Source organism: Citrobacter sp. GW821-FHT02E08 (genome assembly GCF_059421685.1).
Map to the genome: position 1 here is coordinate 39953 of NZ_JBWKVL010000002.1, position 11544 is coordinate 51496.

At 56.5% G+C, this 11544-nt stretch carries 13 protein-coding genes; 2 read left to right on the forward strand and 11 right to left on the reverse strand.

What is annotated here, in order from left to right:
• Positions 1-5: 5 nt before the first annotated feature.
• The 11 genes from nei to AC07UY_RS02560 all read right to left on the reverse strand — a co-directional run bounded on the left by nei (position 6) and on the right by AC07UY_RS02560 (position 9460).
• Positions 6-797 (reverse strand): endonuclease VIII, encoded by a 792-nt coding sequence (gene nei / locus AC07UY_RS02510; protein ID WP_494659374.1) that lies wholly within the window; start codon positions 795-797, stop codon positions 6-8.
• A 14-nt stretch (positions 798-811) separates the two neighbouring features.
• On the reverse strand, positions 812-1456 hold the full coding sequence (gene pcp, locus AC07UY_RS02515; protein WP_494659373.1) for a pyroglutamyl-peptidase I: 645 nt from the start codon (positions 1454-1456) through the stop codon (positions 812-814).
• Positions 1457-1471: 15 nt separating this feature from the next.
• Complete coding sequence (locus AC07UY_RS02520; RefSeq protein ID WP_494659372.1) at positions 1472-2467, reverse strand: DUF979 domain-containing protein; 996 nt, start codon at positions 2465-2467, stop codon at positions 1472-1474.
• A complete protein-coding gene (locus AC07UY_RS02525) occupies positions 2464-3192 on the reverse strand; it encodes a DUF969 domain-containing protein (RefSeq protein WP_494659371.1) in 729 nt (242 codons plus the stop codon). Before AC07UY_RS02525 ends, AC07UY_RS02520 begins: the two co-directional genes overlap by 4 nt.
• Before the next feature lie 52 nt (positions 3193-3244).
• A complete protein-coding gene (gene pxpA, locus AC07UY_RS02530; protein WP_494659554.1) occupies positions 3245-3979 on the reverse strand; it encodes a 5-oxoprolinase subunit PxpA in 735 nt (244 codons plus the stop codon).
• Positions 3969-4901, reverse strand: a complete 933-nt coding sequence (gene pxpC / locus AC07UY_RS02535; RefSeq protein WP_494659370.1) for a 5-oxoprolinase subunit PxpC — start codon at positions 4899-4901, stop codon at positions 3969-3971. The genes pxpA and pxpC overlap by 11 nt, the downstream gene beginning before the upstream one ends.
• Complete coding sequence (gene pxpB / locus AC07UY_RS02540; protein WP_203358473.1) at positions 4895-5551, reverse strand: 5-oxoprolinase subunit PxpB; 657 nt, start codon at positions 5549-5551, stop codon at positions 4895-4897. Before pxpB ends, pxpC begins: the two co-directional genes overlap by 7 nt.
• 21 nt (positions 5552-5572) lie before the next feature.
• A complete protein-coding gene (gene ybgI, locus AC07UY_RS02545; protein WP_494659553.1) occupies positions 5573-6316 on the reverse strand; it encodes a radiation resistance protein YbgI in 744 nt (247 codons plus the stop codon).
• A gap of 242 nt (positions 6317-6558) precedes the next feature.
• Positions 6559-7983 carry a deoxyribodipyrimidine photo-lyase gene (phrB, locus tag AC07UY_RS02550; protein WP_494700792.1) on the reverse strand — a complete coding sequence of 475 codons (1425 nt, stop codon included), beginning with the start codon at positions 7981-7983 and terminating at the stop codon, positions 6559-6561.
• A 24-nt stretch (positions 7984-8007) separates the two neighbouring features.
• Positions 8008-8964, reverse strand: a complete 957-nt coding sequence (locus AC07UY_RS02555) for a YbgA family protein (protein WP_494700791.1) — start codon at positions 8962-8964, stop codon at positions 8008-8010.
• A 289-nt stretch (positions 8965-9253) separates the two neighbouring features.
• On the reverse strand, positions 9254-9460 hold the full coding sequence (locus tag AC07UY_RS02560; protein WP_162382539.1) for a YbfA family protein: 207 nt from the start codon (positions 9458-9460) through the stop codon (positions 9254-9256).
• Between the two features lie 310 nt (positions 9461-9770).
• Here AC07UY_RS02560 and AC07UY_RS02565 point away from each other — a divergent pair, with 310 nt between their 5' ends.
• Together AC07UY_RS02565 and kdpA are read left to right on the forward strand one after the other, a co-directional pair.
• Entirely contained in the window at positions 9771-9860 is a 90-nt protein-coding gene (locus tag AC07UY_RS02565) for a potassium-transporting ATPase subunit F (RefSeq protein ID WP_494659367.1), read from the forward strand.
• A complete protein-coding gene (gene kdpA, locus AC07UY_RS02570; protein WP_494659366.1) occupies positions 9860-11539 on the forward strand; it encodes a potassium-transporting ATPase subunit KdpA in 1680 nt (559 codons plus the stop codon). The genes AC07UY_RS02565 and kdpA overlap by 1 nt, the downstream gene beginning before the upstream one ends.
• Positions 11540-11544 lie beyond the last annotated feature (5 nt).

Sequence of the window (11544 nt, forward strand, 5' to 3'; positions counted from 1 at the left end):
TCGCACTACCGTTGACAATGCGGGCACCAGTAAAACGGTCGTGACGAAAGCATCGTTTTTTCGATAATACCGCCGCAGCGCTCGCAGGCTTCGCCGTCGCGATGAAAGACCTTAAAGCGAAACAGCGCACCATGATGTTTATTGTCATCCGCCTGACCCCGGGTGGTATAAGACAGACGAGGGATGTCGAGCAATGCGTGAGATAACGCCACGCGCTGCGAATCGCTGAGATCTTTCACCTTGTGCTGCCCGGTCAATCCCACCTGCCAGAGGATCTCCACCCGCAGATAGTTTCCCAGTCCGGCGAGAAACGCCTGGTCCAGCAGAAGCCCGGAAAACTGGCGATTGCGAAAACGCGGTGAAAGCAGTCGGGCTTCAACGGCCTGTGGCGTTAAACGTGGATCCAGAACATCCGGCCCAACCCGTTGCAGAAACGAATGCGTAGTCAGCTGTTCAGGAGTCAGTATGTCGATATCGGACGCGCTATACAGCAGGATGGTTTTATCGGCCGTTTGCAACCTGACGCGCAGCACCCGCGAGGTCTGTGGAAGCGTGCCGGTATCGACCACCCGCCACACGCCATAAAGCTGATTGTGGCTGTAGAGGGTAAGTCCTTTGGAGAAGTGGGTCAGCAACGCTTTTCCCCGCGTCTCCATCCGGGTGACGGTTTGCCCAATCAGCGGTGATTGATACGGTTTTAACCGATCAAAAGCAAACCAGACGTCCGTCAGCGGTTTGCCTTTGATCGCCGCCTCCAGGTTATCCGCCGCGCGGCGGATCTCCGGGCCTTCTGGCATGGTTGTGTCCTTACTTAATGGGTTGCGCCGCCCGTAACGGCGATATCATTTTCTACCTGTAGCGCCGTGGTAATGGCGATTTCCAGCGCCTGACGCACCGTTGTCGCCGCCATGCTTGGCGCGCCGGGGTGCGCCGCCGCCTGTTCTGGCAAATAAGGGATATGGATGAATCCCCCCTTCACCTCCGGCCTGGCGTTGAGTTTATGCAGCAGACCGTACATCACGTGATTGCAGACAAACGTCCCCGCCGTTTGCGACACCGAGGCCGGAACGCCCGCTTCGCGCATTGCCGCCACCATCGCTTTGATCGGCAGCGTACTAAACCAGGCCGCTGGCCCCTGCGCCACTATCGGCTCATCAACCGGCTGCTTGCCACGGTTATCCGGGATACGGGCATCATCAATGTTGATCGCCACCCGCTCAAGCGTAATATCCGCACGCCCTCCCGCCTGACCGACGGCCAATACCAGCGAAGGCGACAACGCATCAATGGCAGCGTTCAGTACCGTGAGCGATTCACCAAACACGCACGGCAGTTGACGCGCCACCACGCGACATCCGGCGATGATAGCATTGTCGAGCCGGGAGACCACTTCCCAGGAAGGGTTAACCTGCTCGCCTCCAAAGGGCTCAAATCCGGTGATTAAGACGGTTTTCATGGATTGCGCCCCTCCTTACGGGAACATCAGGAAATACATCAGGAACACGTTTACCAACAGCAGCAGCGCGCCGGTCGGCACCTGCGCTTTGATGACCGCGTTTTTATCCGGCAGTTCCAGCAGCGCTGCCGGTACGATGTTGAAGTTGGCCGCCATCGGCGTCATCAGCGTTCCGCAGTAACCGGAGAACATGCCGATGGCCGCCATCACCGCCGGATTGCCACCGTGCTGCAACACCAGAATCGGAATGCCAATTCCCGCCGTCACAATCGGGAAAGCGGCAAACGCATTGCCCATCACCATGGTCAGCAGCGCCATACCGAGAGTGTAAACCGCGACGGCCACAAAGCGGCTGTCAACGGCAAGGTAGTGCTGGGTGAGATACGAAATCCCGCTGCCGACGCCCGCCGCCGTAAACAACAATCCCAGCGTGGCGAGAATTTGCGGCAGGATGAAGGCCCAGCCAATAGAATCCAGAAGACGGCGCGCCTCCTGAATCGGCTGATGGACACGCTCGTGGGTCATTTTTATCGCCATCCCCAGTCCGATCACTGTCCCTGCTGTCATCGAAAACAGCGTGACCAGCGTGGAGTGATTGCCTGAGCCAAACAGCGCATTCTGTAATCCGGGTATGTGGTTGAACATCAGTACGCCAATGACCGTCACCACCGGGATCGCCAGCGCCGGATAAAACAGACGGTTGCCCAGCCGGGTGGCGCTCTCCTGACGCTGCTCGCGGGTACGCTGGTGATAGCTGCCCAGCTTCACGCCGCCGAAACCGGCAATCAACGCCATCAGCACCACCGCCACGCCGACCGCAATTTGCACCGTACGTTTGTCGCCAACCAGCGAGTATGTCCAGTCGCCCACTAAAAACAGCAGGCCATAAACGCCCCAGAACAATCCAGTCGTTAAACGGCGCGGATTGGCTTTATCCCGCCAGGACATCACGGCAACCAGCAGCAACACCACACCGGCCAGCCAGTAGAGATAGCTTTGCTGAAAATTCATTTCGCTTCTCCTTTGCTGGTCGCGACGGTATTCACTTTCGCCATTTCTCGCTGCAGATAGTTGTCCAGACGCCATAGCCTTGTTGCGTGGATCAGGAAGGCGCATATCGCCGTCGGGATCCCCCACAGGGCAATGTGCAACGGCTCAGTCTGGATCCCTCCCGACTCCAGCATAAAATTGTGCATGAAAATAATGGCGCCAAAGGCCACGAAAATGTCTTCGCCAAAGAACAGCCCAACGTTGTCGGTCGCCGCCGACATCGCCCGCAGGCGGTAACGCACCGCGCCGGGAAGCGCGCCGTGATTTTTTTCTGCCGCCCCTTCCGCCATTGGCGCCAGCAGCGGGCGCACCATTTGCGGATGGCCGCCGAGGCTGGTCAATCCCAGCGCAGCGGTGGCTTCACGAACAAACAGATAAACAATCAGCAGACGTCCCGCCGTGGCGCTGTGGATTTTGGCGATCCACGCCTGGGCGCGCTCTTTCAACCCGTGGCGCTCCAGCAGACCAATAACGGCCAGCGGGATCAGCAGGGTAAACGGTAGATTACGGGTGTTGAGGAAACCTTCCCCCAGTTTTTCAAGGATCGTGGCGATCGGCATATGCGCCGCCAGTCCGGTGACGATCCCGGCAACGATGACCACCAATACCGGGTTAAAGCGTAAGAGAAAGCCAACCACAATGACGGCGATCCCCATCAGTGGCCAGAGTGCGACTGCATCTTCCATAGTCCATTCCTGTCAGTTATGTTGCGTGTTATTTTATTTTTATATTAATGACTTATGCGCCAATCTGAATATTGTATGCGTTGAACGCGGCGCGCAAGCGGCGGGCAAAAGCAAGTGCGTGCTCACCATCCCCGTGAAGACACACCGTTTGCGCCACCACTTTCGCCCACTCGCCGGTAATGCTTTTGACTCGCCCGGACTGCACCATCTCCAGGGTTTGCGCCAGAGACTGTTCTTCGTCATCGATAAGCGCCCCTGGCTGGGTGCGCGGCACCAGACTGCCATCCGCCAGATACCCCCGATCGGCAAACACTTCCTGGCGCGTCGTCAGGCCATAGTGTGCGCCTGCGCGGATCAGTTCACTGCCGGCCAGTCCCACCAGAATCAACGCCGGATCGCAGACATGCACCGCCCTGGCGATAGCATCTGCCAGTTGCGCGTCTTTGGCCGCCTGGTTATACAACATGCCGTGCGGTTTGACGTGGCGCATCACGCCGCCTTCCGCCTTTGCGATCGACGCCAGCGCGCCAATTTGATACAGCGTTTGGGCATACACCGTTTCCGGCGGTAGCGTCATGGCGGTGCGACCAAAGTTTTCCCGATCCGGAAAACTGGGGTGCGCGCCAATCGCTACGCCATTTTTTAGTGCTTCGCGTACGCTGACCAGCATGGTTTGCGCATCGCCCGCGTGAAATCCGCAGGCAATATTGGCAGAGGAGACCAGCGTGAGCAGTTCTCTGTCGCTGGCGCAGCCTTCACCTAAGTCTGCATTGAGGTCAATTTTCATCACTGAGCCGCCATGTGAGCTGTTCCAGGTAACGTTGCTGATCCCGGCGCGCTTTTAGCGCCTCTTCCAGCGAACACTGAACGAAATGAATCGGCTGTCCGAGGGGAATTTGCGCCAGGTGGTACATATCGGCTTCGATAATGCAGGCGATCCGCGGATAGCCGCCCGTTGTCTGAGCATCATTCATCAGGACTATCGGCTGACCGTTATGCGGCACCTGCACGACGCCAGGCAGTAAACCGTGGGACATCAGTTCACGATCCGTGATGCGTGTTAACGGCTGCCCCTGCAAACGATAGCCCATCCGGTTACTTTGCGGGCTGAGTTGCCAGGGCGAGCGCCAGAATGCCTCCTGCGAGGCCGTATCAAATTCATGATATTCCGGGCCAGGCAGCGCGCGGATCCAGTTCCCCCACAGCAGTTGCTTAACCCCCTGCGGGCCGCTGAATTGCCGCGCCGGTTTCCCGGTTGCCAGGCGGTCTCCGTCTTTTAACAGACGCCCCTCCAGGCCGCCGATCCCCACTTTCAGATCGGTGCTGCATGAGCCCATCACCGGTGGGACATCAATCCCGCCCGCGATAGCCAAATAACTGCGCATCCCGTGCTGTGGTCGTTTTAGCGTCAGTCGCTGTCCTGCCTTCATCGGCAACCGCCAGCCTGTCCAGACGGGTTTGTCGTCCAGTCGCGCCTCGCAGCTTGCGCCGGTCAGCGCAAACCAGCCGTCCGCCATAAACTCCACCACCAGTTGCCCCAGCGTCACTTCTAGCGCCGCGGCATTGGCATCATTGCCCACCAGCAGATTGGCGATGTGCAACGCCGGTTTATCCAGCGCACCACAATGGCTAATCCCGGACTGACGAAAACCCTGCCGTCCGCCATCTTGTACGGAGGTGTACAGACCCGCACGAATAATATTCAGCATACGCCCTCCTTCTGCGGCACAAATCGCACACTGTCTCCGGGACGCAGCAGAATCGGTTCATCCCGCATAGGGTCGAACAGTTTTAGCGAGGTATGACCGATCAACTGCCAGCCGCCCGGTGTCGACAAGGGGTAAATCCCCGTTTGCGCGCCGCCGATACCCACGGAACCTGCCGGAACAAGCAGGCGTGGTTCCGCACGTCGCGGGGTATGTAATTGTTCCGGTAAATTCCCAAGATAGGGAAACCCAGGCTGAAAACCTAAAAACCAGACCACGTACTCGACGGACGAATGCAGTTCAACCACCTGTTTCTCACTCAGGCCGCTGTGTCGGGCCACCTCGGCCAGATCCGGTCCCCCAGTACCGCCGTAAGTGACCGGAATTTCAATAAAACGTGAGTCAGGCTCCAGCGCCACACTCTCTTCCCACCAGCGCTGCAGGCGCTCTATGGCATCCAGCGCCAGCGTTTGCGGCTCATGCAAAATAACCGTGATATTGTTCATTCCCGGTATGGCTTCCGCCACATTCGGCATCTCGGCCAGACGCTGTGTCAGCCGCCAGATGCGTTTTTGCGTGGCCAGGGTGACCGGCGGCTCAAGTTCGAGAACCACCGCCGTTTCACCCAACAGATAACAACGCGCTCGTTGCACTTTCATCCCTCTTAGAGTTGTTTAGGCCGGATTGGGAATATCAATAAAGGTAACGTCCAGGCTGGTGTTTTCAGTCAGCCATTCGCTTAGCGCACGAATACCGCCACGCTCGGTCGCGTGATGCCCGGCGGCATAAAAATGCAGTCCCTGTTCACGCGCGGAATGAATCGTCTGTTCAGACACTTCGCCCGTAATAAATGCATCGACGCCAAAACGGGCGGCGCTGTCAATAAAGCTTTGACCGCCACCAGTACACCACGCCACACGCTGAACCGTATCCGGCCCGGTATCCCCGCACCATAATGGTTTACGTCCCAGACGCGCTTCAATCCATGATGCCAGCTCCAGTCCCGGAACCGGCATCGCCAGTTCGCCCCACGGTACTAACGGCTCAATCTCACCCATCACGGTGATCCCGAGCAACGCCGCGAGTTGTGCGTTGTTGCCCAGTTCAGGATGGGCATCCAGCGGCAGGTGCCAGCCGTAGAGGTTAATATCATGGGTCAGCAGGGTTTTCAGGCGGTTACGCTTCATTCCACGAATAACCGGCGATTCCCCTTTCCAGAAGTAACCATGATGAACGATAACCGCATCTGCCTGCAGGCGGACGGCTTCGTCAAGCAACGCCTGGCTTGCCGTTACACCGGTCACGATTTTTTGTACCGTCGTTTTTCCTTCAACCTGCAATCCATTCGGCGCGTAATCACTGATGGCCGCACTGTTTAGTTTTTCGTTGATCAGATGTTCCAGTTCAGTGTTTTTCATCATTGTTCCCTTCTTAATGTATTCATTACGTTAAAATAGCGTTCTCCCGTCAGTTCGTCGATAGCCATTTTTTTGACATATTGATAAACAATAGCGCCGTTTTAAGACGAGATTTTCATGCTGTGCGGCGGGGTGCTGGCCTGGTAGTGATGGGGTTTGCTGAACGGTTTATCGATCCGGTGGCGGTCGAATCCTGACCTCATTCTGCCCGACGCGTAACGCCTGTCGGGCATCGTCCTCTTCTATGCGCCGCCTTTTCGCGCGGCGTCATACGCCGCCAGCGTTTCTAATCGCGCCTGTTTGTGATCCACAATCGGGTGCGGGTAATCCAGCGTAACACCGTCTTTCTGCGCCCACGTCCAGGGGGCGTGGATGGCTTTTCCGGGTACGTTGCGCAATTCCGGCAGCCACCGGCGAATAAAGTCGCCGTCACGGTCAAATTTTTCGCCCTGCGTCGTCGGGTTAAAAATGCGAAAGTACGGCGCGGCATCGGTGCCGGTCGAAGCGGCCCACTGCCAGCCACCGTTGTTGGCGGCAAGATCGCCATCGATAAGCTGCGACATGAAATAGCGCTCCCCTTCCCGCCAGTCGATCAGCAGGTCTTTCACTAAAAAGCTGGCGGTAATCATCCGTAAACGATTGTGCATCCATCCTGTTGCATTGAGCTGGCGCATCGCGGCATCCACGATGGGATAGCCCGTTTTCCCTTCCTGCCACGCCTGAAAATGCGCGTCGTTACGGCTCCACTGCACGCGATCGGTCCAGTGAATGAACGGACGGTGTTGACACAGCCGCGGATAAAAGGTGATCAAATGCCGATAAAATTCACGCCAGATAAGCTCATTCAGCCAGACGCTTCCCGCGCCGCCATCTACGGCCTGGGGCTGCTCCGCCAGTAAGCGATGCAGACACTGACGCGGCGAGAGTCCACCGGTCGCCAGGCTCGCGGATAACCGACTGGTACCGTCAAGGGCCGGAAAGTCCCGTAACTGCTCATAGCTTTTCGCCGTCTGCTGGCAAAACTGACGCAACTGCGCGATGGCCGCCTTTTCCCCGGCAGGGAAAAACGTCGGGTCGAACTCCTGCTGTGGCATAGTCAATGTCAACGGCGTGACGTCGCACGACATTGCCCCACCGTCACGGCGCTCAGGTGCCGCAACACACGCTGGCATCTCCTCTTTAAGTCGCTTTAGCCAGGCGTTTTTAAAGGGGGTAAACACTTTGTACATGTCGTGATTGCCGGTCATCACCGCGCCGGGCGGCAATATCACGCTGTCATCAAATCCTTCACAGACAACATGGCTTAGGGCGCGTTCTACCGCAGCATCACGCTGGCGTTCATTCACTTCATACTGGTAGTTGTAAAACAGATGGCTGACGTCATGTTGCTGGCATACTTCAGCCACCACGCCAACGCTGGCCGCGAAATCATCCACTTCACGAAACAGCAGCGGGATGCCTTTCTCCGCCAGCGCAATTTGCAACGCGTTGAGTTGGGCATTCACCAACGCCGCCTGACGTGGGGACATGTCGTGCGCTGCCCACTGGGCCGGGGTGGAGATGAACATTGCCAGCACCTGCGCCGAACGATCCCGGCAGGCGGCAGCTAAAGCCAGATTATCATGCAGACGTAAATCACGACGAAACCAGACCAGATGGGTGGTCATAACACTCCTGAATCAGTAATACGTTTAGCTTCCGTAGCGCAAACGCAGGGCCTCAGGCCAGGGATCAAAGTAACGTTGCCCACAAAGGTAGGCATCCGGATACTCCGCCATATAGTGTTTGAGTAACGTGATAGGCGCAAGCAGCGGTTGTGTCGCGCGGCGATACCCCTCGATCAGCGCGGTCAGTTCCTGACGTTGACGGGGGTTCAATTGGTTACGGAAATATCCCTGAACATGCATCAGAACATTGGTGTGATTACGCCGGGTGGCGGGGTGCGAGAGCAGCGTCATCAGCCGCAGGCGATACTCTGCAAAATAAACGTCCAGATCCGGCCAGTCGTGAATGGCCGCCACAAAACGCCCCAGTTCCCGATACTCCGGTTGTGAATGCGCCAGCAGCAGCAGTTTGTAGCGGCTGTGATAGCCCAACAGCGCCGCGCGGGTCAGTCCCTGTTGGCGAATGTCATTCAGTTCATGCAGCGCATAGATACGTTCGACAAAGTTTTCACGAAGTTGCGGATCGTGCAGCCGCCCGTCCTCTTCCACCGGCAGCCACGGAAAGGTTTCCATTAAAATCGAGGTGTAGATCCCGCGCCCGGCTTTACGGTTGTTTTTGCTGTCAGCATCGTAGACACGTACGCGCTCCATCCCGCAACTGGGCGATTTGGCGCAAACGATGTATCCGCACAAATGTTCGAATCCGGCAATACGCGCATGGCTGAACGTGGTCATGGCATCGGTCAGATTCCCTTCCCGCTTATCGCTAAAGCGTAACGCGAGGGCACCGTCTTCATCTTTTACCAGTCGCAATGCGGGTCTGGGTACAGGCAGGCCGATCGCCATTTCCGGGCATACCGCTTCAAAATGAACCCAGGGGGATAACGTTTCAACGGCAAACGCCAGTCGTTTATGCCCGCCATCAAAACGAACCGTATCGCCCAATAAACAGGCGCTGATGCCGACAGGGATTTTCTCACTCATCACAGCTCCTTTTTCGTGCCTGAGATAAGTGTAGACATAAGGGACGCTACATTGCGGGGGGAGTGCGGGTCAATTAAGGAATGAGGGAGAACCTTTTACTCTGGCGAAGGGTGACGTTCACCTTATGTCCACGGCTTCTCTGCAATCACCACACCTGTGAACGAGCAAGGGAGGCTCGATAGCCCCCCTTAACCCGTTCACGGGAAATGAGATACCAGAGAAGCGAAGAACGTGAAGTGAACGGAACCCTTCGCAAAACCAGCATCTTGCCTTTTCAGGCGACGATCAATTAATAAAAATCACAGGTGGCTTTTTCAGCCTGATCCATCCACACCGGCTTATCGCTGGTTTTCGACCAGACGCGATGCAGATAGCTATAAAAACGGGCGCGATCTTTCCAGAACAACATCACCGGCAGCGCCAGTACACCAGCCACAACGGCAAAAGTACGGCGTAACAAGACAATGTGTGCAGGATATTCTTTATAGAGTTCCATACTTTTCTCCCCTTTATCTGGCCGGTGAAACGCACCGGAAAAATGAACTTGGTTAACTGATGAAAAGAGTATCGCTTTTCGTGTAATTTTACTACTCATCCGACCACTTATTTTTAGCTATTTAGGCCTTATTTACATTCACCGCCGTAATTAAGTTACAAAAAAGTTAAATTAAAACTAACCATTAGTTAAATAATGGTCTTTTTCATTTTTATACTTTTTTTATACCCGCCCCCCGGATTTTTGCGAAATCTTTGCAACCAAAATCCTACCCTCTGGATATCAAAACAAATGCCACGGGAGGTGCTCTGTGAGTACAGGCTTGATAATCGGCATCGGGCTGGTTTTCTTGTTATTGGTTTATCTGGTGTATGCCTTGATTAATGCGGAGGCATTCTGATGGCCGCTTCAGGATTTTTACTCATTGCCAGCTTTTTACTGGTGCTGTTTGTGGTCGCCAGACCTTTAGGGTCTGGACTGGCCAGGCTTATCAATAATACACCGCTACCGGGCGTCGGCGGCGTCGAACGCCTGCTCTGGCGGGGTCTGGGGATCCCGACTGAAGAGATGAACTGGCAGCGCTATTTGCTGGCTCTCCTCATGCTGAATTTACTGGGGCTGGCGGTGTTGTTTTTGATGCTGCTTGGGCAAAACCTGCTGCCGTTCAACCCACAGCAACTGCCGGGCCTCTCCTGGCATCTGGCGCTGAATACGGCGGTCAGTTTTGTCACCAATACCAACTGGCAGTCTTATAGCGGGGAGACCACCCTGAGCTACTTCAGTCAGATGGTCGGGCTTACGGTACAGAACTTCCTCTCCGCCGCGACCGGTATTGCGGTGATCTTCGCGCTGATCCGCGCCTTTATGCGCCAGAACATCAGCACGCTGGGTAATGCCTGGATGGATCTGGTCCGCATTACATTGTGGATACTGCTGCCTGTTTCGCTGCTCATTGCGCTGTTCTTTGTTCAGCAAGGCGCACTGCAAAACCTTTCCCCTTATCAGCCTTTCGTCACCCTCGAAGGGGCAAAACAGATCCTGCCGATGGGCCCGGTGGCCTCGCAGGAGGCGATAAAAGTGCTCGGCACTAACGGAGGCGGGTTCTTCAATGCCAACTCATCACACCCGTTTGAGAACCCTACGGCGCTGACCAACATGGTACAGATGCTGGCGATCTTTTTGATCCCGACCGCGCTGTGCTTTGCGTTTGGCGATGCCGTGGGCGATCGCCGACAGGGACGCACCCTGCTGTGGGCAATGTCGCTGATTTTTGTGGTCTGCGTGGCGGTGGTGATGTGGGCGGAAGTCCAGGGTAATCCCCATCTGTTGTCGCTGGGCGCTGACAGCAGCATCAACATGGAAGGCAAAGAGAGCCGCTTTGGGGTCCTGGTCAGTAGCCTGTATGCGGTGGTGACGACAGCGGCGTCCTGCGGCGCGGTCATTGCCATGCACGACTCCTTCACCGCACTGGGCGGTATGGTGCCGATGTGGCTGATGCAGATTGGCGAAGTGGTCTTCGGCGGCGTTGGCTCTGGTCTCTACGGCATGCTGCTGTTTGTGCTGCTGGCGGTGTTTATCGCCGGGTTGATGATTGGCCGTACGCCGGAGTATTTGGGTAAGAAAATCGACGTGCGCGAAATGAAAATGACCGCGCTGGCGATTCTGGTCACGCCCGCGCTGGTTCTGCTCGGTACCGCACTCGCCATGATGACGGACGCCGGACGCAGCGGCATGTTAAACCCGGGTCCACACGGTTTCAGCGAAGTGCTGTATGCCGTCTCGTCCGCCGCAAACAATAACGGTAGCGCCTTCGCGGGCCTCAGCGCCAACTCCCCTTTCTGGAACTGCCTGCTGGCGTTCTGCATGTTTGTGGGTCGATTCGGCGTGATTATTCCGGTGATGGCGATTGCCGGATCGCTGGTGAGTAAAAAAATCCAGCCCGCCAGTCCCGGCACATTACCCACGCACGGCGCGTTATTTGTCGGGCTGCTGGTCGGTACGGTGCTGCTGGTCGGCGCGTTGACCTTTATTCCTGCCCTGGCGCTTGGTCCGGTGGCAGAACACCTCTCTTTACGTTGAGCGAT